Origin of the sequence: Hymenobacter metallicola, assembly GCF_004745645.1 — a bacterium.
Classification (GTDB): domain Bacteria; phylum Bacteroidota; class Bacteroidia; order Cytophagales; family Hymenobacteraceae; genus Hymenobacter; species Hymenobacter metallicola.
The window spans coordinates 142772-168816 of the sequence record NZ_SRMB01000001.1 but is presented as its reverse complement, the minus strand read 5'-3'; the positions used below and the strand labels follow the sequence as shown (position 1 = coordinate 168816).

Genomic DNA, 26045 nt, shown 5'->3' with positions numbered 1-26045 from the left:
ATGCAGCGCGCTTCTCCGTTTTTGTTGGGGCTGGCCCTGCTGCTCCTCGCTTCGGCCGAGCCCGCCGCCGCCCAGGCGCCGCGCAGCCGCTTTATGCGCCCGGGCACCCGCGTGGGGGAAATTGTGGACTATGAGCTAAGCTATGCGCACGCGCCCGGGCTAGAGGTAATTTTTCCTGACTCCACGGCCGAGTTCAAACCCTTCGAGTACGTCGGCAAAACCTACTACCCCACCCGCACCCGCCGGGGCCAGAGCCTCGACCGGACCGTGTACCACCTACGCACCTTTGCCCTCGATTCGGTGCAGCGCCTGAGCCTGCCCGTGACCTTGCTGCAGGGCAACGACACGGTGACGGTGCCCAGCACGGCGGCCAGTGTGCGGCTGCAGCGCACGGCTCCCGCGCCCGGCCCCGAGGCCCCGGTGCTGCGGCAGAACACGACGGCGCTACCGGTTGCCACGCAGTTCAACTACCCGTATTGGCTGGCGGGCACGGGCTTGCTGGCGCTGGTCGCCGGCGGCTTCTTTATTGGCTTCCGTCGCACGCTGCGCCTGCGCTACCAACGCTACCGGCTCCGGAAAAACCACGCCTACTTTCTGGCCCAGTACGCCCGCCATATCGAGCGGTTTACGCTTTCCCGCTCCCTGACCAATATGGAGCGCGCCATTACCCTCTGGAAAAACTACCTCACCGGCCTGGAAGACAACACCATTAACAGCCTGACCACCCGCGAGATAGTAGCCCACTACGAAAATGACCACGACGTAAATACGGCCCTGCGCATTACCGACCGGGTAATCTACGGCAACCAGTTTACCGAGGAGGAAGCCGAGACGGACATGGCCTTTATTCTGCTGCGCGACTTTGCCCAGCGCCGCTACGACCTGGTTTCGGCCCGGCCGCGCGCTTAGCTTGCCGCCGCCTTTTCTTCTTACCTTTCCGGCATGAATCAGCTCTGGCACCGCTTCCTGGCTCCCCTAGTGGATGGATTGCGCTATGCCACGCTCACGAGCTACACCTGGCAGCAGCCCCGACTGCTGCTGCTCATTGCCCTGATTCCGGTACTGTTTCTGGTGCGCTGGCTGCTGGTACACCGCCGCCGGCCCCGCCTGGGCGTGGCCTTCGTGACCGGGCAGGTGCGCCGCGACTACAGCGCCGGCCTGCGTTTTCTGCCCGATATTGTGCTGGGGTTGAGCTTGGCGTTTGGCATCGTGGCCCTGGCCCGCCCCCAGCGCACCGACGAGCGGGTGGTGCAAACCGGGCAGGGCATTGATATCCTGCTGCTGGTCGATGTGTCGTCATCGATGGAGCTGCAGGATTTGCGGCCCAACCGCCTGGAGGCCGCCAAACGCGTGGCGCGGGAGTTTCTCGACGGCCGCACCGGTGACCGAATCGGCGTAGTGGTATTTGCCGGCGACGCGTACTCTATTGCGCCGCTCACGACCGACTACGAGCTGCTGCGCGAAAACCTGAACAGCCTGAAGCTGGGCATGATAGCCAACGACGGCACGGCCATTGGCACGGCCCTGGGCGTGGCCACCAACCGCCTGCGCGACTCCCGCAGCCGTACAAAAGTCTGCATTCTGATTTCGGACGGAGAGAATACCGCGGGCAACCTCGACCCGCTCACGGCGGCCCAACTGGCCCACGCGTACGGGGTCAAGATCTACACCATCGGGCTGGGCAAGGACGGTTTTGTACCCTACGGCCGCGACGCCAACGGGCGGCCACGCTACGTGGAAACCCAGCTCGACGAAACCACCATGCGTCAGCTGGCGCAGGCCGGGGATGGGCAGTTCTTCCGCGCTACCGACAACGGGGCCCTGCGCGGGGTGTTCCGCCGCATCGACCAGTACGAAAAGTCCGAAATCAAGCAGACCCGCTACCGCAATACCAAAGACTATTACCGCATTTATCTGTTCTGGTGCGTAGGCCTGTGGCTGCTGTGGCTGGGTTTGAAAAACACATTTTTAACTAACTCTCTGGAAGACTGAGGGCAGTGTGCGCAAGGTGCTGATGGAAGTACTACACGGTGCCTGTGAAACATATGAACTCGGGCAAGGCCAGCTTCTACACCCCGTAAACCGGTACATCTACCTCTTGTAGTATCCTTGGGACTAGCCCCCTTCCCACTTTCCAACACAGTAGCCCCTTTACAAAATGCCTGTTGCCGACAACCTTCACTACTTCGAAAACGAATTGCGGGGCACTCCGGCCCGGCTGGTAGCCGTTACCAAAACCCACCCCGTGGCCGTACTGCAGGAAGCTTATGACGCCGGCGGGCGGCTATTCGGCGAAAACAAAGTGCAGGAGCTGGTGGCCAAACAGCCCGAATTGCCCGCCGACATCGAGTGGCACCTCATCGGGCATTTGCAAACGAATAAGGTGAAGTACATTGCGTCCTTTGTTCACACCATTCAGAGCGTCGACAGCCTGAAGCTGCTGCAGGAAATTGAGAAACAGGCGGCCAAACACAACCGGGTAATTCAGTGCCTGCTGCAGTTTCACATTGCGGCTGAGGAAACCAAGTTTGGGCTTTCCCTGCCCGAAGCAGAGGAAATTCTGCAGTCGCCGGCCTACCAGGCTATGCGCCACGTGCAGCTCACCGGGGTGATGGGCGTGGCCACCAATACCGACGACGAGCAGCAGCTCCGCCACGAGTTTGGACTGTTGCGCAGCTACTTCGAGCAGTTGCAGGCCCGCTACTTCGCCGACCAGCCCGCTTTCAAGGAAATTTCCATGGGCATGAGTTCCGACTACCGCCTGGCCCTGGCAGAAGGCAGCACGCTGATTCGGGTTGGCAGCGCTATTTTTGGGGCCCGCAACTACGGAAATGCCGGTTAACTGCTGGCAAAAGCACGGCTGCATCTTGAGGCAACTCGTCATAAGCAGCTTCCCTAGTAGCAACAAACGACCACCCACCACTAACCAAATATGACTGCTCGTTTAATCATACAAATTGCGGCGCTGCTGGGCGGCTCCGGCGTAGCCATCGGGGCCTTCGGAGCCCACGGCTTGCGCAAGATGCTGGAAGCTTCCGGCCGCTTCGATACCTTCGAAACCGCCGTGCGCTACCAGTTCTACCACACCCTGGCCTTGCTGGCCGTGGGCATTCTGCTGGCCTTCCGCCCCGATTTGAAAAGCCTGGGCACCACGGCCTGGCTCTGGCTGGGCGGCGTGCTCATCTTCAGCGGCTCGCTCTACACGCTGTGCTTCACCGGCATCACCAAACTGGGCGCCGTAGCTCCCATCGGCGGCCTGCTGCTCATTGCCGGCTGGATCAGCCTGCTCCTGGCCGCCCGGCAGGTATAACTACATAGCAGTTTCTGAATCGTCGGGGGCCCCCAAACCCGTACCCTTGCCAGGCGCCGCCGAATCCATCCGTCCTCTGCGGAGGTAGGCACGGTCTTTTACCAGCAAGCCCTACCGTCTGCTCAGGCATTAGGGCTTTTCACAGCAGAAGGCGCCGCACAGTTCAGCGGACGGATGGCTGCGTCTCGCCATGACGTGGAGAAAAGAGCTTCCTGCGCCGCGGGCGGCTAGCCGTACTTCTTTCACTGCGGCAAGCCAAAACAAAAAAGGCGTCTCGCAGCTGCGAGACGCCTTTTTTGTTGCTATACAGTCTGCTTACGAAGACTTGCGCTTGGCTTTAATCTTGTTCTCGCCAATCTTCGACTTCTGCTTGGCATCTTTCTCATCCATGATGCCGTTGGTTTTCGACTCGGCGCTCATGGTAGGCGCGGCATTAGCCGAGGCGGCATCTTTTACTTCGCCCACCAACGATACCATAGCGTTGCCCCCGGCCGAGTTCGACTCAATGGTCAGCACTTTGTTTTGCATGCCCATCTTGCCGGCGCTGTTGAATTTGGCGGAGATGATACCGCTCTTACCGGGCATGATGGGGTCCTTGGTCCAGTCGGGGGTGGTGCAGCCGCAGCTTACGCCGATGTTGGAAATCACCAGGGGCTGGGTACCAACGTTCTTGAACTTGAACGTGTGGTCGACCACGTCGCCCTGCTTGATGGAGCCGAAGTCGTACTTCACTTCTTCAAACTGAATCTGGGGACCAGCTACTTTCTCCTGCGCATTGGCGGGCTTTACTGCGGCCGACTGCGCCTGAGCGGCCAAGCCCGTCAGCGAAAGCGACAAAGCCAGAATGAGTGCCTTTTTCATGGGTAATTTCGTTAGTAAGTTGAGGTAAACAAATTTAAGAATTTCGAGGTGCGGGCCAACTATCCTGCCAGTTTTATGCCCGGTGGCCGGGAATTGCCTACCGGTAACCAGGCGGCCAGCACCAGAGTTTACTGAGCCAGCAGTTTCGAGTTGAAATTCAACAGAAACAGCCGGTCGGACGCCCGCGTGACGGCTGTGTAGAGCCAGCGCGTAAACTCGGCGTGTATCATATCCTCCTTGAGAAAGCCGTGGTCGACGAAGACGGCCTGCCACTGGCCACCCTGGGCTTTGTGGCAGGTTAAGGCGTAAGCAAATTTCACCTGTAAAGCGTTCAAAAACGGGTCTTTACGCAAGGCGGCACTCTTGTCCTTCTTGGTGGTCAGGTGGGCGTAATCCTCAGAAATGGCTTGGTAGAGGGCATTGCTACGGTCGGCGGGCAGGGCCGGACTTTCGGTGTGCAGCGTGTCGAGCAGCAGCTTGATTTCCTGCTCCTCTTCGTCGGGGTAGTCAACAAAGCGGATGCGGGCATCGGCAAAGCGAAACCCGAATTCTTCCTGCCGGCGCACGATTTTGGTTACCTGCACAAAGTCGCCGTTGGCCAGAAAGCCCATTTCCGAATCCTTGGGCAGCCAGAAGTAGTTGTTGCGCACCACCATGAGGTAGTCGCCGGCCTCGATTTCCTCCTCGGCGTCGAACAGGGTGCGCCGGATCATCTGGTTGTAGAGGTTGGCGTTTTTGTTCGAGCGGCAGATGATGGTCGTGTTTTCGTGGCCGAAGTTCTTGTACGCCCAGCGCAAACCGTCCTCCAGTTTGTCGCCGCCCACGGGAAAAATATCAGGGTAGCCTTTGGTATAAAACTGAATGCTGGGCGTTTCCTGACGGAGCTCCTCGCGCAGGGCCGTGGCGTTCATCAGAATACCCGACTCCTCGGCTTGCCGCATCACCTGGCGCAGCTCCACGCCATCGACCTTGGCCCGGAACCGGTGCATCAGCAATTCCGGGTCGAGGGCCGGCGACAACATCTGCCCCACGGGCGGTAGCTGGGCCGTGTCGCCGATGAGCAGGAGCTTGTTGGAAGGTTTCTCGAACACGTAGCCCATCAAATCGTCGAGCAGACCGTTTTCACCAAACGACTTTTCATCCGAAATCATGGAGGCTTCGTCGACAATGTAGAGCGTGTCGGTGGTGCGGTTGGGCTGGCGCTGAAAGGACAGGCTGTCGGAAGGCGTGCTGGACGTCTGCCGGTAGATTTTTTTGTGAATTGTGCTGGCGCCCACGCCCGAGTAGGCACTCATCACCTTGGCGGCGCGGCCGGTGGGGGCCATCAGAGTGTACTTGCGCTGCATGCGGTGCAGCCACTGCACCAGGGCACTGACCACGGTGGTTTTACCCGTACCGGCGTAACCGCGCAGCACGAACACCTTGCGGCCCGGCAGGTCGTCTTTCAGAAACTCATCCAGCTTATAAAACAGCGTGGCCTGGTCCTGGGTGGGGTCGAAGGCAAAAAAGTCGCGGACAGATGGAGTGCGAACAGAAAGCATAGGAAAAGAAAAATAGGCGGGCCACGAAGGCCGTTTAATCGAGCAGGGCCGGATTGACCTCGCTCAAAATCTGCTGCAAGAACACCATTTCGGCGCTAGAAAGTCCCGTGCGGCGCGCACTATCGAGGCTGGTTTCTGTAAAACGGGCCAGGGCCTGCGCCCGGTCTTCTTCAGTGCACAGGCGGGCGCTCAGGCCCCAGATCAGCTGGGGCCTGAGCAAGGACTTGGGGTGCTGGTAGAGGTAGTCGAGCAGCAAGGTAAACTGCTGGTCCCAGATAGTAGCCGCGGCCGCATCCACTGCTTCCGTGATGTAGCCGTCGCTGATGCAGGCCATCGAGTCGAGCTTCAGCAGGGCGGCCCGCGACTGGTGCTGGGTCACGGCCAGCTGCAGGCTGTCGATATAGGCCAGCACCTGGTCATCGTTGGCCACCGGCGGTGGCACGGCCACTACCGTTTCCGGCCCCGACTGGGCGGGCTTCTCCTGCTGGCAGCTGGTTAGTAAAAATGCGAATGGCAGGAATAGATACTTGCCCATTGATAAGGGACCTCCAACTGCACCTGTTTACTGCGGCTCTACTACAGCCATCGTGGCCGAGGCTTTGGCTACCAGCACTTCGTCGCACCACACCTCGGCCTCGCAGAAATGCAGGCGGCGGCCCGGCTTGAGCACCCAGCCCACGGCCCGCAGCGTGCGGCCGGTGCCGGGGCGCAGGTAGGTCGTTTTCAGCTCGGCCGTGACGACGCCCGTGCCGTCGGGCACCAGGGTTACGGCGGCAAAGCCGGCGGCCAGATCGGCCATGGTAGCCACCAGGCCCCCGTGGGCAAAGCCCAGATTCTGGAGGTGGCGCTGCTCCAGCGTTAGCTCGAATACCACCCGGCCCGGTTCAACGCTCGTGAGGTCGGCACCGATCAGGTGCATAAAATGCTGGCGTTCCAGCTTGCGGCGAATGCGAACTTCGAGGGTTTCGACGTTCAGATCAGGGTGCACAGAAGTACTCATTGCCCAAAGGTACGCACGGGGCGGGCGGCAGCCGCAATCCGCTGGCTTACGTATCTTCCCGGCACAGCTTTTTCCCGTTGCCCTGACACGTTATGACAACACTCGACTATCTGGTAGCTGGCGGACTGGGGTTGGCCCTGGCCGCTTGCAGCGGCTTTCGCATATTTGTGCCCCTGCTGGCGGCCAACCTAGCCTATCTTACGGGCTTTATGGCCCCCTCGCCGGGCTTCGAGTGGCTGGGCACCTGGCCGGCGCTGGGGGTGCTGGCTACGGCTACCCTGGCCGAAATGCTGGCTTATTACGTGCCCGTTATTGACAACTTTCTGGATACGATTACGACTCCGGCCTCGTTTATAGCCGGTACCCTGCTCATGACGTCGGCCCTGCCCCACCTCGACCCTATGGTGCGCTGGGGCTTGGGCATTCTGGTGGGCGGGGGCACGGCGGGCATGGTGCAGTCGGGCACGGCGCTGCTGCGGGCGGGTTCTACCGCTACCACGGCCGGTTTTGGCAACCCGATTTTGGCAACGCTGGAAAACATTCTGGCCGTCGCTGGTTCTGCACTAGGCTTGTTTCTGCCGCTGATTATGGCCGGACTGGTCATTGTACTGTTGCTTTACCTTGGGGGGCGGTTTTGGCGGCTGATTTTCCGTCGTTCTGCGCCTACTCCTAATTCCTAATTTCCTACATCCGTCTTCTATGTCAACCTCCTCCGCTGCCCCCGATACGGTTTCTGATTCGTTGCTGCAAGCCTACACTGGTCAGGTGCGGGTGCGGGTCTGCGGCATGCTGATTCACCAGGGGGCGATGCTGCTGACGGCCCACCGGGGGCTACTGGCCGGCAACGCGCCTTTCTGGTCGCCGCCGGGTGGGGGCTGGCAGTTCGGAGAAACCATTCAGGAGTGCCTGCGCCGCGAGTACCGCGAAGAAACTGGGCTGGAAGTCACCGTAGGCCGTTTTCTGCACCTGCACGAGTTTAAAAGCGACTCGTTGCAGGCCTTGGAGCTATTCTTCGAAGTAAAGCTGCTCAACGAAAAAGCCACACCTAGTCTAGGCTCCGACCCCGAGCACAGCCCCGACACGCAACTCCTGACCGAGTTGGCCTTTCTCACGCCCCGGCAACTGGGCGAGTTGCTGCCCACGCAGGTGCACCCCATTATGCGCCACGTCATCAGCCCCGACGACGTGTTTATTCCCCATATTCTGTTCCAGCAGCCCAGCAGCAGCTTGTAACAACGCATCGGGCGGTTTGCGGTCCTTTCGTACCTTTAACGGCCTGATTGCTCTTTTTTGCTTGCTCCGCCGTGTCTTCCAACGCTTCCTCAGCTGCCACCTTGCCTCTTCCCGCTCCGCCCGTTGCCTTGCAGTCTTTGCGCGATGAAACGCTGGAAACAACGTCGCCAGCCAGCTGCAACCTGTACCTGACGGCCGGGGCCAACGGCCTGCGGGTAGGTGTGGCCGACATGCGGCGCAACAAGTTTGTGGCCTTGGAAGATTACGCGTTTAACAGTCAGGCTTCGTGGGCCGAACAGTTTCAGGCCTTGGCCCAGGAGCACGACTTACTGGGCCAGACCACCTGGAACCAGGTGCGGCTGGCCGTGCAGAACCGTCATTTCACGCTGCTACCCGCCCCGCTGTTCCGGGCCGGCGACGAGGCGGCCTACCTGCGCCTGCACCATTCCGTCGACCCCGATTACGAAACAGTAGACCGCTACGTGCACACCAGCCTGGAAATAGCCAGTGTATTCGCTACTGAAAAGGCCCTGGCCCAGTGGTTTCACCGCACGTATCCTACGGGCAAGATGCTGCACCAAACCAGCGCCCTGCTGGAAGGCATTGTTCACCAGAGTGAGGTGGCGGCGCCGCGCCGCCTGTACCTGAGCCTGGGTCACCAAGAAGTCACCATCGTGGCCGTGCGCGACAAGCACCTCGAGTTCTGCAACGTGTTTGCCTTCAGCACCGCCGAGGACCTGATCTACTTTACGATTCTGGTAATGCAGGAGCTACAGCTCAACCCCGACCAGGATACGGTAGTGGTGTGGGGCGACCTGATGCACGATTCCGAGCTGTTTACCATCCTGCGCAAATACATTCGTAATATCCGCTTCGGCAACCGCCCCTTCGACCTGGCCTACAGCTACCGGCTCAACGACGTGTTCGAGTACCGCTACTTCGAGCTCTACAGCCTGCATCTGTGCCAGTAGGGTACAAGGTCCGTACTACGAATACGCTGCCGAATCTTTTTTCGGTCATGGCGAGCGAAGCGTGGCCATCCTTCCTCTGCGCAGTACGACCTGTTCTTTACCCAGAAAGCCCTTTATCAAACCACTGATGAAGGGCTTTTCTCAGTAAGCACTTGGCTCCTTTCTGAGGGCGAAGTTCTTCGCGTTTCTCGCAAGCACAAAGCAACAAGGAGTTCAGCCCGCCCAGCGCAAGGCACGTTCTTACCACTGCACTTGAGCTCAGTAACGGAAGGTTTTCCCATCTTCGCAGCAGTGTATCACCATTTCTGCGACGCATGAAGCGCATTGCCCTCTTTCCCGGCTCTTTCGACCCCTTTACCAACGGCCACCTCGACGTAGTGCGCCGCGGGGCTACGCTCTTTGATGAAGTCATCATTGCCATCGGCAACAACAGCAGCAAGTCGCGCTACCTGCCCGTCGAGCAGATGGTAGGCCTGATTGAGGACGTATTTGCCGGCGAGCCGCAGGTGTCGGTGCAGGCCTACAAGGGCCTGACGGCTGATTTTGCCCGGGAAGTGGGCGCCAAATTTCTGCTTCGCGGTTTACGCAACACCACGGACTTCGAGTACGAAAACACCATTGCCCAGGCCAACCGCCACGTGAATCCCGAGCTGGAAACCGTGTTTTTAATTACGTCCCCCGCTTTGGCCGCCATTAGCAGCACCATTATCCGGGAAATTCACCGCTTTGGGGGCAACGTCGATGACTTTGTGCCCTTTCCGTTACCGGCTTACCCGACTCCCACTGGCTCCTAGCGCCGCGACACCATCCGGACGCCCGAAATAGCCTGCGGGCGTTTCGGGTCGGGCACGGGCAGTACGATGTACTCGGGCGCAGTCATGACCAGGTTGCCACGGCGCATCAGCTCGTCCTCATCTGAGCCGATCAGCACCATGTCCAGCACCTTGCGCGACTTGGCGTTGAAAGTCACCACGATGGTGGAGCCATTTTTCTCGAACGTATTGATCCAGTCGGCGCCCTTGGTGCTCTTCATCTGCTCGGCGGTAGGCTCCAGGCCAATGGGCTCGTCCTTGCTTTCCAGTGGCGTGCCCAGTGCCCGGCGTACCTGGTCGATATTTTTACCTGCCAGGGAAGGCAAATCCAGCTGGCTTGGGTTGGCCGCCGTGCCCTGCTCCGTTTTCGGACCGCTGTTTTCGGAAGCATTCTGGCTGCCGGTGCAGGCGGCTGCGCCACCTAATAACAATGCGAAAGACAAGTAGCTACATGGGCGCATAAGCGGGGCGGTGAGGTGGGTTATTTTTCTTTGGCTGATTCCTTGGCCGACTCCGTACCCGAGGTTTCGCCCAGATAATGGCGCACAACCAGGGCAATAGAAGCGTAGGCTTCGTCTAGTACGGCTAAAGCCTCCTGTGGGGTCATCCACCGAACTTCTTCGATATATTCCTCGGCCTGGGGCTTCATCAAGGAATCGTCCGAACAGCTCATGATATACCAGTTCGTCTTTTTCAGGATTTTGTTGCCGTTGTAGGCATACGAGTGCCAGGTGCTGGGCAACTCTTCGCCCATTTCCACTTTGATATTGCACTCCTCCTCGACTTCGCGCAACGCGCCCAGGCCGGGGTCTTCATCCTTTTTGAGCTTGCCTTTGGGCAAATCCCACTTGCCGAGGCGGTAAATCATCAGCACCATGCCGTCCTTCACGACCAGGCCGCCGGCCGCTTTCACAATGCGGAACTGGTCTTTCAGGTGCAGAATCAGCCGCTTCTTCTTGCGGGCCAGCAGCGTGAGCGACTTAAGCTTCTTGAGCTTCTTGACCTCCATCAGCCGCAGAATCCGGTCGATGAAGGGGTCGGTCACGTCGCGTACGAGCACGTCGCCGATCAGATCTTTGGAGCTGAACTCATCCTCCGCGTTCAGAATCAAATCGTAGCGGTGCTTGTATATTTTCTCGCTGTTCTTTTTGATGATCAGCGGAATATCGTTGATGAATACGTTCATCGCAGGGTAATCAGAGGGGCAGAAAATGAGGAAGTGGCGCCGAGGTCCATTGCAAAACACAGCATAAAAATCGGCAAACGGAAATCGGGTAAAGCTGGGCAAGATACGGGATGCAGCCGGTTCTGTTGCCGGGCTGTAGCCCAACGGTGTATTTCCAAAACCAGGATTTATCGTAAGCTTCAGACTAGCTCTACTTTTACGCAGCAATGAGAAAAATCGGTTTACTTTCGGACACCCACAGCTACTGGGATGAGCGCATCCTGCACCACCTGCAAGGATGTGACGAAATCTGGCACGCGGGCGACTTTGGCACCGCCGCCGTAATTGAGGCCCTCGAGACCGTGGCGCCGCTGCGGGGGGTGTACGGCAACATCGACGGCCGCGACGTGCGCCAGACCCAGCCCCTCGTGCAAAATTTTGAGATTGAGGGTCTGCACGTGCTCATGACCCACATCGGTGGCTACCCCGGTCACTATTCGCCCGCCGCCCGCTCCTTGGTGGCGCAGGAGCGGCCCGGCCTGTTTATTTCCGGCCATTCCCACATTCTGAAAGTAATGCCCGACCCCAAGCTAGGCCTTTTGCACCTAAACCCGGGCGCAGCCGGCATGCACGGCTTTCATAAAGTCCGGACGATGCTGCGCTTTGCAGTAGCCGATGGCAAAGTGCAGGACCTGCAAGCTATTGAACTGGGGTTGCGCGCCGCCGTGCGGTAAGCCGACTCGGGTACCGGCCAAGGGCACGTGATACCGCGGGGCCAGCACCAGCCTGCGTTTTCGTGTCATGGCGAGCAAAGCGCGGCCATCCGTCCGCTGTTAGCCACCAACGTCCTTTTACCCAAAAGCCCTAACGCCTGAGTAGACGTTAGGGCTTTTCACATTAATAGGCTCAGCACCTTTCGGAGTACGGATGTCTTCCTCGTGCCTCTTCGCGGGGGCACGACAAAGCGGGCTGCTAAGAGGAAGGCGGCCTCTGCCCCGCAACAAAAACGATGCTAGCACAAACGCAACAAGCGCCTTTCTCCGCGGAGAAAGGCGCTTGTTGTAGGTCTACTTGAAACACACCGACGCGGAGAGCGGGCCGCTGTACGGGCGCTTTCCGACCTGGAATTTCTGCCTGCTCACCGGTGTGGCTTACGGGCGGTTGGCATCTTTACGATGCCAAGCACTTATGCTTCAGTAGTGGTGGTCGAAGTGGTGCCGCCGTTGAAGCGGGACTTCAGTTCATCCAGGTCCACGTTCTTCAGAACGGGGGTCAGCAGCAATTGCTTGATGATGCGCTGCTTGTTATTGGCGCGCGCAATGTTCTTGCGGTGCTTACGCTTCAGTCGGGTGACGCTCATATCCGGGTCGGTTAAGTCTTTTTGTAAAGGAGGGGCAAAAGTAAGTCTTATTTTTGAATCGGGAAACAGTGTATTACTTCTTCCTGTTCTTCTTCGCCTTCACTTTGCCCCTAGCCCATGTCTGAACCCATTATCGATTTACGCTCCGACACCGTTACGCGCCCGTCAGCGGCCATGCTGCAGGCCATGCTCCACGCCCCTACCGGCGACGACGTGTACGAGGAAGATCCCACCGTGCGCGAACTGGAGGAGGTTTCGGCGGCCCGCTTTGGCCTCGAGGCGGGCTTGTTTTGCCCCTCCGGCACCATGACCAACCAGATTGCCATCAAGGCCCACACCGAGCCGCTGTCGGAAGTTATCTGCGAGCAAACGGCCCACGTGTATTTGTGGGAAGTGGGCGGCATTGCCTTTCACTCGGGGGCCTCGATGGCCCTGCTGCCCGGCGACCGGGGCCGGGTAACGGCCGCGCAGGTGGAAGCGGCCATCCGGCCCGCCAACAACGTGCACTACCCCACTTCCAACCTGATCTGCCTGGAAAATACCAGCAACCGGGGCGGGGGCAGCTGCTACTCGATGGAAGCCCTTGCCAGCATCGCCGAAGTGGCGAAGCGCCGCGGCCTGGCCTTGCACCTCGATGGGGCCCGAATTTTTAACGCCCTGGTAGCTACCGGGCAGAAAGCCGAAGACTATGGCCAGTATTTCGACTCGATTTCGGTGTGTTTGTCCAAAGGCCTGGGCACGCCGGTAGGCTCGGTGCTGCTGGGCAGCAAAGCCTTTATCCACAAGTGCCGCCGTATCCGCAAGGTGATGGGCGGGGGCATGCGCCAAGCCGGTATTCTGGCCGCCGCGGGCCTCTACGCGCTAGAACACAATGTGGAGCGCCTGGCCGATGACCACCGCCGGGCTCAGGAGCTGGGCGCCGTATTGGCGGCCCAGCCCTACGTGGCCGAAGTCCTGCCTATCGAAACGAACCTGGCTATTTTCCGCCTCCGCGACGAGATGCCGGCGGATGCTTTCCTGGCTCAGCTCGAGCAGCAAGGAATTCGGGCCTCGTCATTTGGCCCCCAGATGATTCGCTTCGTGACCCACCTCGACGTGGACGACACGATGATTGAGCGGGTAAAAACTACTCTGCAGGAGCTGAGCGTGCCCGCCTAGGCAGGCTATTCCGGCTCAATAACAAGGTCGGCGGCAGCGGGGCTGTCGTCGGCCTTGTCGGCCAGGTGCAGCACCAGCATCCCGACCAAAGCCGCCAGCAAGGAGCCCGTTATGACGGCAATCTTGGCCAGGTCAATCCGGTTGGGGTCTGTGAACGACAGATTGGCAATGAAGATGGCCATGGTAAAGCCAATACCGGCCGTAAAGCCCAGGCCCAGCAGTTTAAACCACGTTACACGCTCCGGCAACGCAGAAATTCCGGCTTTGACGGCCAGCCAGGTGGCCCCGAAAATCCCGAGCGGCTTGCCCAGCAGCAACCCCAGGCCAATACCCAGACCAAGCGGACTAAGCAACTGGCCGACCGACTCGGCGGATATGACGATGGCCGTGTTGGCCAGGGCAAAAATGGGCAGAATCAGGTAGCTAATGGGTTTGTGCAGGGAAGCTTCCAACCGCTCAATGGCATCGGTGGGAATGGTCAGGGCCAGTAGTACGCCGGCAATAGTGGCGTGCACCCCGGATTTGAGCACGAAAAACCACAGGCCAATACCCAACAGAAAGTATAAGGGCAGCCAGCTCACTCTTAACCGGTTGAGCCCTGCTAACACCGCCAGGATGGCCCCAGCAGCCAGCAAATACGTGGTCTGCAGCTCGGCCGTGTAAAACAGGGCAATGATAACTACGGCTATCAGATCGTCGATAATAGCCAGGGCCGTGAGGAAGATGCGCAGGCTGGGGGGCACTTTTTCGCCCAGCAACGAGAGGATGCCCAGCGAAAAGGCAATGTCGGTGGCCGTAGGCACGGCCCAACCCTGGCTAGTGGCCGTACCGGCGTTGAAGAGCAGGTAAAGTCCGGCCGGTACGGCCACTCCACCGGCCGCGGCCAGAATCGGCAGCAGGGCCTGGCGAAAATCCGTCAATTCCCCGTAGAGCACTTCCCGCTTGATTTCCAGGCCTACGGAAAAGAAAAATACCACCATCAGGCCGTCATCCACCCAGTGAGCTGTGGTCTTGACCAAGGGCCCCCAGCCCAACGACGTTTCCCAAAAATGCCGGTAGTGACTGGCCCAGCCAGAATTGCTAACCAGCATGGACAGCAGCGTTGCTACGAGCAGCAGCAAACCCGAAAGCTTCCCACTTTCCGAAAGCTCCCGGATAGGCACCAGTATTTTGCGTAGCGGCATTAGAGCGAATTTAGCGTGGCGGGTAACGGAATCAACCCGGGAATTCTACGGGAGCCGGCTGGCTTTTGCCCCTGTTATGGCCTCTTCTGCCTGCGCAGCGGGGAAATAACCTTCGGCGTAAACTTACAACTAAGAACTTACTAGCATCTTTGCCCCGTGGCGGCCCAGCCCCGTGGCTTCTGTCGTCCGTCAGCTCCCGGTCTACCCTATGAATCTGTTTGTAATTGGTGATGTGCACGGCTGCTACCACACGTTTCTGGAGCTGATTCAGCACTGGCAGCCCGAGCAGGAGCTCCTGATTCAGGTCGGCGACCTAATGGACCGGGGCAACTTTGCCCCCGATACGGTGGGGCTGGCCATGAGCCTGAGCGAAAAACACCCGCAGCAAACGGTTTTTCTGAAAGGCAACCACGAAATGGGCATGACGCGCCACTACGGTCCGCAGGGTCCTTATCCCAACTGGCTGCAGTGGGGCGGCCGCCACACGCTGGCGCAATACAGCCTCCACCAGGAGTTACTGGCCAGCCATTTGCCCTGGCTACTGCAACGACCCTTGTTCTGGGAAAATGACCACGTCTTTGTCAGCCACGCGGGCCTGGCCGATACGCCCGACCCGCTGAACGAAGACAACCCGGACGGAATCTTGTGGCGGCGCGGACTGCTGCGCAACATTGGCAAGCTGCAGATTATCGGCCACACGCCTACTTCTGGCCGCCCCGACTTCGACCCGATTCACCACGTGCTCAACATTGATACCGGCGCCGTGTATGGCCGGGCCCTGACCGGGGTGAAAATTCGACCAGACGGGGACGTGTTCCACGTAATTTCCGTGCCTACTCATCCCATCGACAGTGACCGAACCTAAGCTGAACTCCGCCCTGCCAGCCTATTCGCCGGCGCAAGCCCTGGACCACTTAACCCAGGCCGATACCGTGCTGGCTGGCCTTATTGCCCGGGGCCGCCCCATTGAGCCCCGCCCCCACGAGGACTTGTATCTGGCCTTGCTGCGGGCCATCGTGAGCCAGCAGATTTCCACCAAGGCGGCGGCCGCCATCTGGAAGAAAGTACAGGCCCTATTTCTGCCCGACGGCTACCCCGAGCCAGCCGTGTTGCTGCAACTCTCCGATGAAGAACTGCGGGCGGCGGGTATTTCGCGCCAAAAGGCCGGCTACCTGCGCGCCATTGCCGACTTTGCCCAGCAAGGTCAGCTCGACCACGCCCAACTCAGCCAGCTCGACCCCGAAGCCTTTACCCAGCACCTGACGCAGATCAAAGGCGTGGGCCGCTGGACGGCGCAGATGCTGCAAATGTTTGCCCTCGACCAGCCCGACGTATTTCCCGAAGGAGATTTGGGGATTCAGAATGCCATGCGCAAGCACTACGGCCTGCAGGAAACCGGCCGGGCCCTGCTGCGCCGCATGACCGAGCTTGCCGAGCCCTGGCGCCCCTACCGCACGCTGGCCAGTAAGTACCTGTGGCAGTCGTTGGACAACACGCCGGAGGACTAATCAGCGCCGGTCTGGTTCGGAGTCCGATTTGTCGGCCGCGGCCCGCTTCTGGTCGTAGTAGGTCACAATCATGGCCACAAAAATTGCCACGAAGGGCACGCAGAAACCAAACAACAGCCAGCGCCACAAGGAGCGGTTGTTCATGTGGGCAATGTAGGCCGTTATCAGGGCCGAAGGAAAGCACAGAAACAGAAGTGCAAAGAGGTAATCTATCAAAATCAGAAGTTTTTAACGGGTACTATAAAGTCCCTAGCGGTACTTTTCCGGCACATAGGCCAATTGTTCCTCCAACTGCCAGTCGGCGGGCTGCAACTTGGGGTAAAACCAGGAAGAGCCGGTACTGAGCCACTGGCGGCGGTAGGCTTGCGCGCCCGACACAGTGTAGTCGTCAATGCCAAACTGCGCGCCGCAACACTCGCAGATGCTATAATCGGGTTCGTCGTCATTCGGCCCCCAGGGCGAATAGTCGTAATCCAGACCGCAGACGCGGCAATACCAGAGTGCCATACTACCGGACTTTGCCCCGCTTCACCAAGTAGGCATAGAGCACCTTGTCGAACGGCTCCCGAATATCGACCGGCACGAAGTCGATGCGGTACTGCCCGCAGCGCAGGGCCAGCTCCTGCTCGTACTGCTGCATGGCGGCCCGGTACTGCTCGCGCACCTGGGCCGGCTGCAGCTTGATCTGCTCCCCGGTTTCGACGTCTTCGAACAAGTAGGGCCGCTCGGCAAAGGCAAACTCCGACTCGGTGGCGCGGTCCATGATGTGGAATAGCAACACCTCGTGCTGGGCGTGGCGCAGGTGCTGCAGGGCGGCCAGGCTGGCGGTTTGCTCCTCGGGGTTGCGGCCCAGCATGTCGGAGAAAAGCACCACCAACGAGCGTTTGGGAATCTGCTGGGCAATCTGGTGAATCACCCCCGACACGTCGGTGGCCCGGCGTGGGGCGGGCGGCCGCTCCAGTAGCTGCTGGAGCGTCAGCAGCAGGGTATGGCGGTGAGACGAGGTAGAGCGCACGGGCGTTTGCAGTTCAATCTGGTCGGCAAACGTGACCAGGCCCACCGCGTCGCGCTGCTTCTGCAACAGCGTCGTTAGGGCAGCAGTACAAAGCACGGCAAAGCGGAGCTTGTCGTGGCTGGGGGCCGGATAGTACATGCTCGGGCTCACGTCGAGCAGGATGTGGCAGCGCAGGTTGGTTTCCTCCTCGTAGCGCTTCACAAACAGCTTATCCGTGCGGGCCAGCACTTTCCAGTCGATGTGGCGGGTGCTTTCGCCGGGGTTATAGAGACGATGCTCCGAAAATTCCACCGAAAAGCCGTGGTAGGGCGACTGGTGCAACCCGGTGATAAAGCCTTCCACGAGCTGGCGGGCCAGAAACTCCAGGTTCTCGAACGAGCGGACAGCGGCCAGATCAAGCGGTTGGGCCATGGGTAAGGAAATAAAGTGGTGAAGACAAGGGACGACGAGGGGCAACGGTCAACATAGGCTTTGCTAGATATAATCCAGATTTAAGCATTTGCTCAACTTTTTCTTCTCCCCGTCCTAGAAACCCGCTCCTAAACGCAGGACGCCCTTAAACAAAGATACCCGGCATTTTGTGGAAAAAAGTTGACCTCAATATTTTTATATACGGCTGGAACACTTTACTTTGGGTTGCAATTCAATCATCTTGGAATAAATCAACCTATTTGAAGGCACCGTGGAAGACCGTCACGATCAGGAAGAAATCTACTCCCAACGCATTAAAGCTGGCAAACGCACGTACTTTTTCGATGTAAAAGCAACGCGCGGTCAGGACTATTACCTCACCATCACCGAAAGCAAGCGCAAGCTGCGGGATGATGACACGTTTTCCTACGAGAAACACAAAATCTTCCTCTACAAAGAAGACTTTGCCAAGTTTGTCGATGCCCTGCAGGACGCCGTGGATTATGTGCGCGAGGAACTGCTGACCGAAGAGGAAGTAGCCGAGCTGGACCGTCCCCGCCCCGCCTACGACAACTACGAAGGCGACAACGGCTTCAACCCCAACCGCTCCGACGACAACTACTAGCCCCGAAGCTTAGCGAAACACTGCTTTACTCTCTTTTCAGTACGTCAGAACCTTCGCGCGGCGCGCTTTGACTCTCGGGTCGAAGCGCGCCGTTTTTTGTTGCACTGCGGTCATTTTTTCATCTGCCATCCTTGATCTGACGTCCGCAAAGCGAAGGACCTTATCACGGAAGCACGATAGTCGAAATAACGACTCGTTCCAGCGTAATAGGGGCCTTCGCAGGCACAGGATGACCGATAGAGGCAGACGGGGCTAGTCTACGCCGGGTTACGCCAAGGATTCCTTGAAAAACAGCCGTACCTTTGCCCCTCGAATTACGCCAACAGGTGCTGATTCACCATTTCACAACTTCACAATTTCACCATATGGGTCTCCGCTGCGGAATCGTCGGTTTGCCGAACGTGGGTAAGTCCACGCTGTTCAACGCCCTTTCGAACGCCAAGGCCGAATCGGCCAACTATCCTTTCTGCACCATCGAGCCCAACGTGGGCGTGATTACCGTGCCCGACGAGCGTCTCCAGATTCTGGAAGCCCTGGTAAACCCCAAGCGCGTGCTGCCCACGATTATTGAGTTTGTGGACATTGCCGGCCTGGTAAAGGGTGCTTCCAAGGGCGAAGGCTTGGGCAATAAATTCCTGGCCAACATTCGCGAAGTCGACGCCATCATCCACGTGGTACGCTGCTTCGACGACCCCAACATCGTGCACGTCGCCGGCGGCGTCGACCCCGTGTTCGACAAGGACGTTATCGACACCGAGCTGCAGTTGAAGGACCTGGAAAGCATCGACAAGAAGCTGCAGAAGTCGGAGCGCTCGGCCAAGGCCGGCGACGCAGCAGCCAAAAAGGAAGTGGCCGTGCTGCAGCGCTTTAAGGCGGCTCTGGAAGCCGGGCAGAACGCCCGCGCCGTGCAGGCCGACGAAGTAGAGCTGGAGGCCGTAGCCGATTTGCAGCTGCTCACCATCAAGCCCGTGATTTACGTGGCCAACGTGGACGAAGCCAGCATCAAGACCGACGGCAACAAGCACGTAGCTGCCCTGCGCGAGCATGTGCAAGCTGAAGGCGCCCAGGTAGTACTCGTATCGGCGGCCATTGAGGAGCAGATTGCCGACATGGAGGACCCCGAGGAAAAGGAAATGTTCCTGGCCGAGTACGGCCTCACCGAGTCGGGCCTGAACAAGCTGATCCGGGCTTCCTACGAGCTGCTGAACCTGATTACCTACTTCACCGCCGGCGTGCAGGAAGTACGGGCCTGGACGATTCATCGTGGCGACAAGGCGCCGCAGGCGGCCGGCGTTATCCACTCCGACTTCGAGAAAGGCTTTATCCGGGCCGAGGTGATTAAGCTGGCCGATTACCAGGAGTACAAGACTGAGGTAAAAATCAAGGAAGCCGGCAAAATGGCTGTGGAAGGCAAGGACTACGTGGTGCAGGACGGCGACATCATGCACTTCCGCTTCAACGTGTAATCGTTGACGAATAACCAAGCATGGACGTAAAAGACAGCAACGGCAACCTACTCAACGAGGGCGACTCAGTGACGCTGATTAAGGATCTGAAAGTGAAAGGCTCGTCGCTCACGCTCAAGCGCGGCACGATGGTGAAGAACATTCGCCTGACCAACAGCCCGGCCGAAATCGAGGGCCGCGCGGGCGGCTCCACGATGGTGCTTAAAACTGAGTTTCTGAAGAAGGCTTAGTTTAAGCTGGCTTACTTATAACTTCAACGCCCCGGCCGATATTCAGTCGGGGCGTTTTACTTGAATTAAAGTCAATGCAAATAAGGCTGCTCATACCCTTAGCCGCTAGCCTTTTAAGTGGTTGTCAACAAAGGCCCAAGACAATTCAAGAGACAGGCCTACTGGTCATGAGCAATGCTCGCAACGACACAAGTTTTGACTTCTTTATTCCTTGCAAAATAAACGACAAGGGCTTGTTCAGTGAAAATATTGCGGCAATACGGTCGCACCGAGCCTACCGTGTTTTTCCTGGAAGGCTTGAATTTTCTTTAATGAATGTTTCCTGGCCAAGTTCTGCTGACTCATTTTATGTGCAGGACCACAGAAATTATCGGTGGTATTTATGTCCTGCTGAACTTACCCTTGAAGATGATGGAGATGGATCCGTTACTACAATGGATACTATTGAGCCTATGCGCGTCGCAAGAACAATTGTTGTGAACCAGATGCATCCGGGATACTATCGAATAACAAGAGCGAGGAAAATAATTTTGCAGGAATAAATAAGCAGAAAGGGCACTTGGTAAACCAAGTGCCCTTTCTGCTTATTTATTAAGGGCTATCCTTACTTGCCCACCACCTTATAGAGCGTACCAGCTGGCATTTTGGTCGTTAGCTGCATGCCGTTCAGGATGGCCAGCTCCTCGCGGCGGGACGAGGGAATACCGTTGGCCGTAAGGGCTGCGCCCAGTGTAGTGGCAGTTTTCACCGTTTTGATGCGGATTTTCTCTGATTGCCGGTTCAGCTTATTCGCGTCGGTGAGGCGGCTGAAACCCTGGGCCACTTGGGTGAAGACCGGGGCGTAAGAGGCAAACGTCGAGGGCGAGGACAGGCCGATAAAGGCATAAATGCTCTGGCCATCCTGAATCAGGTAGCTCAACGTGCGGGCCGACTGCTCCTGGGTTACCTGGTCGGCCTGAATGGCTACGGCGGGGAAGCCGTTGATGGTGGTGCGGCTGGCCTGGGCATTCTGCAAGCTGAGCTGCTTGACGAGGGCTTCGGCGGCGGCGTCGAGCGAGGAGCCGGGAGCCGGTACCAGGGCCATCAGGGCTTTGCCGCTGGGCTCACCCATCTGGAATTGCGACGGGGAGTTTTGGGTTTTCCAGCCGGAGGGAACGGGAAAGCGGAACTTCAGGTCGGGGTGGTAAAACACGCCGCCTTCCACGAAGCCCTGACGCGGGTCTTCGCCGTAGGGCAGGCCTTCGATGGAACGCAGGTACCCGTCGCGGTTCACGGCCAGCTTAGCCGAGCCGGTTTGCTGCTTGGCCTGGGCGGCCAGGCCTTTCACCCGGGTGTAGCGGTCCGCGGAGTTGGGGTGAGTAGAGAGAAACGTGGGCACCCCACCCGCGCCGCTTTGGGCCTCAGTACGCTGCAGGGTTTGGAAGAAATCGGCCATGTTGGCCGCGTCGTAGCCGATTTTGGTCGAGTATTTCACGCCCAGCACGTCGGCCTCATTCTCCGCGTCGCGGCCGTACTTAAGCAGGCCCAGGCCCACGACCTGCGACAAGGGCTGGGCAAAGCGGCCCACCAGATTCGGCGATACTACCGAGCCCAGCAGCAGGCCGATGTTGGCAATGGTGGAGCGGCTCTGCTGCTTCTGGCCGTGGCGGGCTGTGATGTGGCCCAGCTCGTGGCCGAGCACCCCGGCAAACTGCGCCTCGTTATTAAAGTGCGCCATGATGCCCCGGGTAAAATACACGTGGCCATCGGGGGTAGCAAAGGCGTTGATGACGGGCGAGTCGACGATGGTAAAACCATAGTCGCCGGGACGGTCCGACACCTTGTTCATCTGCTGGCCTTTGGTGTCAATCAGCCGCTGCAGGGTAGCATTGTTATACAGCCCGAACTGCGCAATAACGGCCGGGTCGGGCTTGGGGCCCTGCCAGGCACTCAGGTTGAGCGTAAGGGGCTTTTCGGCCGGAGCCGGATTGGTGGAGCCGCCCAGGGGCAGTAAGGAGAGCAATAGGGCGCTGGTAGTCAGGCCGCGCGAGAGGGAAGATTTCATAGGTCAGAGAAGCGGCAGGGGCCGCGTAGCATGGGAAAGGATGAGCTTGCAACGGCCGGCCGGCGGGCAGGGTTGCAAGCCGGGTGAACCATCACCCTGGCTGCTGGTAGTAGAGGCAGATGAAGGACCTAAGCCAAAAAACCTGCCAACCTACTGCAACCAGGGTTGGCCCTACTTGCCCACCACCTTAATCAGGGAGCCGGCATTGACCTGCTCGTTAAGCTGCATACCGTTGAGAATGGCCATTTCCTCCAGGCGGGCATCCGGCACGCCGTTGCTTTTCAGGGCCTGGCTCAGCGAGCTGCGCAGCTTCAGGGTTTTGACGCGCACGTGCTCGGGCTTACGGTTGAGCTTGTCGGGGTCGGTGAGGCGGGCAAAGCCTTCCATCGTGGTGCTGAACGTGGGCTGGTAGCTGGGGAAGTCGGCCGGGGCCGAGGCGCCGAGCAGGGCGTAGATGGTTTTGCCGTCCTGAATCAGGTAAACCATGGTGCGGATGCCGGCTACCTGCTGCCCGGTTTGCGGGTCCTGCTGCACCTGATCGGCCACGAAGGCCAGGGCCGGGAAGCTGTTGACGGTGGTGCGGCGCGAGTCGGTGGGCTGCAGACTGAACTGCTTGACCAGGGCCTGGGCAGCCTCATCCAGGGAGGTGCCGGGCGCCAGGGCCAGCATCATCAGGGCCTTGCCGGCCGGGTCGGCCATCTGAAACTGCTGGGGCGTGTTCTGGTGCTTCCAGCCCGCGGGTACGGGGAAGCGGAATTTTAGCTCGGGGTGATAAAAGGCGTTGCTTTCCACGAAGCCCTGGCGGGGGTCTTCGCCGTACACGATGCCGTCGATGAGGCGCAGGTACTGGTCCCGGTTGATTTTCAGGTTGGTCGGGTTGCCGTTTTGCTGCTTCCACTGGGCGGCCAGCTGGTGCACGCGGTTGTAGCGGTCGGCCGGGTTGGGATGGGTCGACAAGAAGTCGGGCACGGGCTGGGCCGCGCTTTTCTCCTGCTCCCGCTGCAGGGTCTGGAAGAAGTCGGCCATCTGGGAGGCATCGTAGCCAATTTTCGAGGAATATTCCACTCCGAGTTCATCGGACTGGCTTTCGTCGTCGCGGCCGAACTTGAGGAAGAGCAGCTGCATGCCCTGGGCGGCCTGCTCCCCAAACTGGGCCAGCTTGGGCGAGGCTATCATGGCGCCCATCAGGCCCACCTGTCCGATAATGGCGTTGGTTTGCTGCTTGGCCGAGTGCCGGGCCGTGACGTGGCCGATTTCGTGGCCGAGCACCCCGGCAAACTGGGCCTCGTTGTTGAAGTGCGCCATAATGCCCCGGGTGAAGTAGACATAGCCCCCGGGAATGGCAAAGGCATTGATAACGGGCGAATCGACGACGCGGAACTGGTAGGTCAGGTCGGAGCGGTGGGAAATGGCGCCCATGGCCTTGCCCTTCTCGTTGATAAAGTTCTGCAGCTTCTGGTCCGGATACAGGCCAAACTGTGCCGTCACGGCTGGGTCGGACTGCTGGCCCATGGCTAGCTCCTGCCCTTTCGAGACGAGCATGACTTCCTTTTTGCCGGTAACGGGGTTGGTAGAGCAGGCCGAAGCCAGCAGTAAAGCAGTTGCAAGAGGCAGGGTTGGTTTCATGGGTGGGTGGCGGAGTGAGAGTCGTGTTTTGCTGCAACGCTTCACCTAGGGTTTGGTTACAGCGCAGCTTGCGGCGGCTGCTTTCGACGGGCAAACCTAGCCACAAATATGCCATATGGCCTATATAGAATCAGCTGACCTCCGTGAAAGTGCTATGTTTGCCCGGTGATGCGGCTTTGCTTCCCTCCTGGCACTTGTATACTTCTTCATGACTGATAAGATTTTAGGGGTACTCCGATCCTTGCACCTGCTTTCGGCCGAGCAGGCCGAAACCATCCGCGTGTACGAGCGGAACAAGCCCTTTTCGCTGTACTACGAGTTGCGCACCCTGCTCTCGTTGGGTGTCACGCTGCTGAGTACCGGCCTGGGCCTGCTCATTTATAAGAACATCGACTCGCTGGGCCACGGCGTGATTGTGGCCCTCATTGCCCTACTTTCGGCAGCGGGCTTCGCCTACGCGCACCGGCAGCGGCAGCCGTTTACCTGGCAGGCCGCCCGCAACTCGGCCAGTGCCGACTACGCCCTGCTGCTGGGCTGCCTCACCCTGCTCACGCTGCTGGGCTACCTGCAGTACCAGTACGACGTGTTCGGCACGCGCTACGGCCTGCTGGTGCTGCTACCCACGCTGGTGTTCTTCGGCTGCGCCTACCGCTTCGACCACCGCGGGGTGCTGTCGATGGCCATTACCGGTTTGGCGGCCTGGGTGGGCGTGTCCATAGCGCCGGTGTCGGCCTTCACCTCCAACAACTACGCCCTGCCCCACCTCGATGCCGTAGCCATAGTGCTGGGCCTGGGGCTGGCGGCCGTGGGCTTGGCCTCGGAGCGTTATGACCGCAAAAAGCACTTTGGCTACACCTATCTGCTGCTGGGTAGCAACCTGGCCCTGGTAGCCCTGCTGACCACCATGTTCCGCAACAGCTTCGAGCCGGGCTTTCTGCCGCCCGTGCTGGCCGCTCTGCTGATTATTGGGCTCAGTGCGGCCCTGTACTGGTACGCCCGCCGCACCCACTCCTACGTGTTTGTGCTGCTGGGAGCATTGTATGGCTACATAGCCGTAACCTACCTCTACTTCCAATTGGCCGAACTGGACCGGGACTTTGAAGTGACGGGCTTCGTGTATTTTCCCCTGTCGACGGTGGCGGTGATATTGCTGTTATTGAATCTGAAGAAAATAGTGGGAAGCCATGAGCAAGAAGGCGTATAACGAGGAGTGGATTTTCAACCGGCTGGTGCAGGACACGGCCCGGCGCTGGGGCAAAAGCGGCCTGCTGACCGCCGAGCAGGTGCAGGCTATCCGGCCGGCGTTTCCCAGCGGATTCTATGAGCCCCACCTGTTCATCCGCATTGCCTTGTTCATTTTCACCTGGATTGCCAATATAACGGCGGCCGGGCTGGTGTTTCTGGCCGTGATGGGTATAGGCGAATACCGGAGCGGCTCGGAGGAAGCGCGGGTGCTGCTGGGCTGCCTGCTCTGCGGCGGGGGCTCGTTGCTGCTGCTGGAGCGGCTTATTTCGACTAACCACCTCTACCGCTCCGGAGTAGACAACGCCTTGCTTTACCTGGGCGTGAGCTACTTGGTCGTGGCCCTGGTTATCAGCTACAGCCTGCTGCTGCCCCATACCGTCGACATCGACGATTTGCAGGAGCTTGGGCTGCAATGGCCGCTGCTGGTGCTGCTGGCCGGGGCCATGCTACTGGCTATCGTCCGCTACGCCGATCCGCTGGCCGCCGCCCTAGCTTTCCTGCTTTACCTGGACATTGTGGGCGTAGTGGTGCTCCGGCTGCCGCTGGGCAAGGCCCTGCTGCCGTTTGCCCTGATGCTGGCCTGCGCCGGCAGCTACTGGGTGCTGCAGCGCCTGACCCGCCGCCCCGACTACCTCTACTACCGCCCGGCCGTGCGCACCGTCAAAGCCCTAACACTGGCTTGCTTCTATCTGGCCGGCAACTACCTGATGGTGCGCGAAGGCAATGCCCTGCTCAACAACCAGGACGTTTCAACCCAAATTCCCTTTGCCCCGCTGTTCTACCTCTTTACCGTGGGCATTCCCCTGCTCTACCTCTACCAGGGCCTGCGGCGCGCCGACCGGCTGGTGCTCTACGCGGGGCTGCTGAGCCTGGCTTTTTCCATCTTCACCTACCGCTTCTACCGCTCGGTGCTGCCGCCAGAATGGGCCCTCACGCTGGGCGGCGTTTTCCTGATAGCCTTGTCGGGCTGGGCCCTGCGCTACCTGCGCCCGGCCCGGCACGGCCTCACCTCCGAGCCCGCCGACAGCCCCTCCGCGTTCAGCCAGCTGAATCTGGAGTCGCTGGTGATGGCCCATGTTACGGAGACGACCATGCAGCCCCACGAACCCGGCTTCCAGTTCGGCGGCGGCTCCTCGGGTGGCGGCGGGGCTGAGGGCCAGTATTAGGTGGGAAACTAGTGAGCTAGCAGGTTGTCGTTCAAATAAACGTGTCCTTGCGAGGACGCAGGACGAAGCCATCCGTCCGCTGCTCGTGACAAACGTTCTTTTACCAGAAAGCCC

At 59.3% G+C, this 26045-nt stretch carries 31 protein-coding genes; 18 read left to right on the top strand and 13 right to left on the bottom strand.

Annotated features, from left to right (window positions below; all coding sequences use genetic code 11):
• The 4 genes from E5K02_RS00775 to E5K02_RS00760 all read left to right on the top strand — a co-directional run bounded on the left by E5K02_RS00775 (nt 1) and on the right by E5K02_RS00760 (nt 3310).
• Nucleotides 1–909 (top strand): hypothetical protein, encoded by a 909-nt coding sequence (locus tag E5K02_RS00775; protein ID WP_135391403.1) that lies wholly within the window; start codon nt 1–3, stop codon nt 907–909.
• 33 nt (nt 910–942) lie between these two features.
• Nucleotides 943–1992, top strand: coding sequence for a vWA domain-containing protein (locus tag E5K02_RS00770; RefSeq protein ID WP_167856228.1), 1050 nt, complete (start codon nt 943–945; stop codon nt 1990–1992).
• 166 nt (nt 1993–2158) lie between these two features.
• Nucleotides 2159–2842 carry a YggS family pyridoxal phosphate-dependent enzyme gene (locus E5K02_RS00765; RefSeq protein WP_135391402.1) on the top strand — a complete coding sequence of 228 codons (684 nt, stop codon included), beginning with the start codon at nt 2159–2161 and terminating at the stop codon, nt 2840–2842.
• 90 nt (nt 2843–2932) lie between these two features.
• Nucleotides 2933–3310: a DUF423 domain-containing protein gene (locus E5K02_RS00760; RefSeq protein WP_135391401.1), complete on the top strand. Its 378-nt coding sequence runs from the start codon at nt 2933–2935 to the stop codon at nt 3308–3310.
• A 315-nt stretch (nt 3311–3625) separates the two neighbouring features.
• Here E5K02_RS00760 and E5K02_RS00755 read toward each other — a convergent pair whose 3' ends face one another.
• The 4 genes from E5K02_RS00755 to E5K02_RS00740 form a co-directional block, all read right to left on the bottom strand.
• Complete coding sequence (locus E5K02_RS00755; protein ID WP_135391400.1) at nt 3626–4171, bottom strand: DUF1573 domain-containing protein; 546 nt, start codon at nt 4169–4171, stop codon at nt 3626–3628.
• A gap of 128 nt (nt 4172–4299) precedes the next feature.
• A complete protein-coding gene (locus tag E5K02_RS00750; RefSeq protein ID WP_135391399.1) occupies nt 4300–5712 on the bottom strand; it encodes an ATP-dependent DNA helicase in 1413 nt (470 codons plus the stop codon).
• 34 nt (nt 5713–5746) lie between these two features.
• Nucleotides 5747–6247 carry a hypothetical protein gene (locus tag E5K02_RS00745; protein ID WP_135391398.1) on the bottom strand — a complete coding sequence of 167 codons (501 nt, stop codon included), beginning with the start codon at nt 6245–6247 and terminating at the stop codon, nt 5747–5749.
• Between the two features lie 27 nt (nt 6248–6274).
• Nucleotides 6275–6712 carry a PaaI family thioesterase gene (locus tag E5K02_RS00740; RefSeq protein ID WP_135391397.1) on the bottom strand — a complete coding sequence of 146 codons (438 nt, stop codon included), beginning with the start codon at nt 6710–6712 and terminating at the stop codon, nt 6275–6277.
• A 92-nt stretch (nt 6713–6804) separates the two neighbouring features.
• On the opposite strand from E5K02_RS00740, the gene E5K02_RS00735 reads away from it, so the two are divergent.
• From E5K02_RS00735 to coaD, 4 genes are all read left to right on the top strand, one after another.
• Entirely contained in the window at nt 6805–7392 is a 588-nt protein-coding gene (locus tag E5K02_RS00735; RefSeq protein ID WP_135391396.1) for a DUF4126 domain-containing protein, read from the top strand.
• Between the two features lie 19 nt (nt 7393–7411).
• Complete coding sequence (locus E5K02_RS00730) at nt 7412–7945, top strand: NUDIX domain-containing protein (RefSeq protein ID WP_135391395.1); 534 nt, start codon at nt 7412–7414, stop codon at nt 7943–7945.
• Nucleotides 7946–8016: 71 nt separating this feature from the next.
• On the top strand, nt 8017–8916 hold the full coding sequence (locus E5K02_RS00725) for a DUF3822 family protein (RefSeq protein WP_167856227.1): 900 nt from the start codon (nt 8017–8019) through the stop codon (nt 8914–8916).
• 314 nt (nt 8917–9230) lie between these two features.
• Entirely contained in the window at nt 9231–9710 is a 480-nt protein-coding gene (coaD, locus tag E5K02_RS00720; RefSeq protein ID WP_135391393.1) for a pantetheine-phosphate adenylyltransferase, read from the top strand.
• On the opposite strand, the gene E5K02_RS00715 is transcribed toward coaD, so the two are convergent.
• Complete coding sequence (locus E5K02_RS00715) at nt 9707–10171, bottom strand: hypothetical protein (RefSeq protein WP_135391392.1); 465 nt, start codon at nt 10169–10171, stop codon at nt 9707–9709. The genes coaD and E5K02_RS00715 overlap by 4 nt on opposite strands.
• Before the next feature lie 38 nt (nt 10172–10209).
• Nucleotides 10210–10914 carry an NUDIX hydrolase gene (locus E5K02_RS00710; RefSeq protein WP_135391391.1) on the bottom strand — a complete coding sequence of 235 codons (705 nt, stop codon included), beginning with the start codon at nt 10912–10914 and terminating at the stop codon, nt 10210–10212.
• A 206-nt stretch (nt 10915–11120) separates the two neighbouring features.
• On the opposite strand from E5K02_RS00710, the gene E5K02_RS00705 reads away from it, so the two are divergent.
• The gene (locus E5K02_RS00705; protein WP_135391390.1) at nt 11121–11627 is read left to right on the top strand and encodes a metallophosphoesterase family protein; all 507 of its coding nucleotides are present in this window, start codon (nt 11121–11123) and stop codon (nt 11625–11627) included.
• A gap of 452 nt (nt 11628–12079) precedes the next feature.
• Here the strand turns inward: E5K02_RS00705 and E5K02_RS25410 are convergent, their stop codons facing one another.
• Complete coding sequence (locus tag E5K02_RS25410; RefSeq protein WP_167856226.1) at nt 12080–12253, bottom strand: hypothetical protein; 174 nt, start codon at nt 12251–12253, stop codon at nt 12080–12082.
• Between the two features lie 117 nt (nt 12254–12370).
• On the opposite strand from E5K02_RS25410, the gene E5K02_RS00700 reads away from it, so the two are divergent.
• Nucleotides 12371–13411, top strand: a complete 1041-nt coding sequence (locus tag E5K02_RS00700; RefSeq protein WP_135391389.1) for a threonine aldolase family protein — start codon at nt 12371–12373, stop codon at nt 13409–13411.
• 5 nt (nt 13412–13416) lie between these two features.
• Here the strand turns inward: E5K02_RS00700 and nhaA are convergent, their stop codons facing one another.
• Nucleotides 13417–14595, bottom strand: a complete 1179-nt coding sequence (gene nhaA / locus E5K02_RS00695) for a Na+/H+ antiporter NhaA (protein WP_135391388.1) — start codon at nt 14593–14595, stop codon at nt 13417–13419.
• Between the two features lie 208 nt (nt 14596–14803).
• On the opposite strand from nhaA, the gene E5K02_RS00690 reads away from it, so the two are divergent.
• Both E5K02_RS00690 and E5K02_RS00685 read left to right on the top strand, forming a co-directional pair.
• A complete protein-coding gene (locus E5K02_RS00690; RefSeq protein ID WP_135391387.1) occupies nt 14804–15460 on the top strand; it encodes a metallophosphoesterase in 657 nt (218 codons plus the stop codon).
• Nucleotides 15447–16103 (top strand): DNA-3-methyladenine glycosylase family protein, encoded by a 657-nt coding sequence (locus E5K02_RS00685; protein ID WP_240737090.1) that lies wholly within the window; start codon nt 15447–15449, stop codon nt 16101–16103. The genes E5K02_RS00690 and E5K02_RS00685 overlap by 14 nt, the downstream gene beginning before the upstream one ends.
• On the opposite strand, the gene E5K02_RS00680 is transcribed toward E5K02_RS00685, so the two are convergent.
• From E5K02_RS00680 to E5K02_RS00670, 3 genes are read right to left on the bottom strand one after another with little or no spacing between them, the layout of a single operon-like run.
• The gene (locus E5K02_RS00680; RefSeq protein WP_135391386.1) at nt 16104–16319 is read right to left on the bottom strand and encodes a CHASE3 domain-containing protein; all 216 of its coding nucleotides are present in this window, start codon (nt 16317–16319) and stop codon (nt 16104–16106) included.
• Between the two features lie 33 nt (nt 16320–16352).
• Nucleotides 16353–16610 carry a hypothetical protein gene (locus E5K02_RS00675; protein ID WP_135391385.1) on the bottom strand — a complete coding sequence of 86 codons (258 nt, stop codon included), beginning with the start codon at nt 16608–16610 and terminating at the stop codon, nt 16353–16355.
• Between the two features lies 1 nt (nt 16611).
• Nucleotides 16612–17529: a DUF58 domain-containing protein gene (locus tag E5K02_RS00670; RefSeq protein ID WP_135391384.1), complete on the bottom strand. Its 918-nt coding sequence runs from the start codon at nt 17527–17529 to the stop codon at nt 16612–16614.
• A gap of 271 nt (nt 17530–17800) precedes the next feature.
• Between E5K02_RS00670 and E5K02_RS00665 the strand changes: the two genes are divergently transcribed.
• The 4 genes from E5K02_RS00665 (at nt 17801) to E5K02_RS00650 (ending at nt 20392) form a co-directional block, all read left to right on the top strand.
• Nucleotides 17801–18154 carry a DUF3276 family protein gene (locus E5K02_RS00665; protein WP_135391383.1) on the top strand — a complete coding sequence of 118 codons (354 nt, stop codon included), beginning with the start codon at nt 17801–17803 and terminating at the stop codon, nt 18152–18154.
• Nucleotides 18155–18519: 365 nt separating this feature from the next.
• Complete coding sequence (gene ychF / locus E5K02_RS00660; RefSeq protein WP_135391382.1) at nt 18520–19620, top strand: redox-regulated ATPase YchF; 1101 nt, start codon at nt 18520–18522, stop codon at nt 19618–19620.
• A gap of 20 nt (nt 19621–19640) precedes the next feature.
• Nucleotides 19641–19850, top strand: coding sequence for a zinc ribbon domain-containing protein YjdM (locus E5K02_RS00655; protein WP_135391381.1), 210 nt, complete (start codon nt 19641–19643; stop codon nt 19848–19850).
• A gap of 167 nt (nt 19851–20017) precedes the next feature.
• Nucleotides 20018–20392: a hypothetical protein gene (locus E5K02_RS00650; protein WP_135391380.1), complete on the top strand. Its 375-nt coding sequence runs from the start codon at nt 20018–20020 to the stop codon at nt 20390–20392.
• A gap of 62 nt (nt 20393–20454) precedes the next feature.
• On the opposite strand, the gene E5K02_RS00645 is transcribed toward E5K02_RS00650, so the two are convergent.
• Both E5K02_RS00645 and E5K02_RS00640 read right to left on the bottom strand, forming a co-directional pair.
• Nucleotides 20455–21894 (bottom strand): M48 family metalloprotease, encoded by a 1440-nt coding sequence (locus tag E5K02_RS00645; RefSeq protein WP_135391379.1) that lies wholly within the window; start codon nt 21892–21894, stop codon nt 20455–20457.
• Nucleotides 21895–22065: 171 nt separating this feature from the next.
• Nucleotides 22066–23520: a M48 family metalloprotease gene (locus E5K02_RS00640; protein ID WP_135391378.1), complete on the bottom strand. Its 1455-nt coding sequence runs from the start codon at nt 23518–23520 to the stop codon at nt 22066–22068.
• Between the two features lie 208 nt (nt 23521–23728).
• Here E5K02_RS00640 and E5K02_RS00635 point away from each other — a divergent pair, with 208 nt between their 5' ends.
• Together E5K02_RS00635 and E5K02_RS00630 are read left to right on the top strand one after the other, a co-directional pair.
• Complete coding sequence (locus E5K02_RS00635) at nt 23729–24724, top strand: DUF2157 domain-containing protein (protein ID WP_135391377.1); 996 nt, start codon at nt 23729–23731, stop codon at nt 24722–24724.
• The gene (locus E5K02_RS00630; protein WP_135391376.1) at nt 24705–25931 is read left to right on the top strand and encodes a hypothetical protein; all 1227 of its coding nucleotides are present in this window, start codon (nt 24705–24707) and stop codon (nt 25929–25931) included. The genes E5K02_RS00635 and E5K02_RS00630 overlap by 20 nt, the downstream gene beginning before the upstream one ends.
• Nucleotides 25932–26045: the final 114 nt, after the last annotated feature.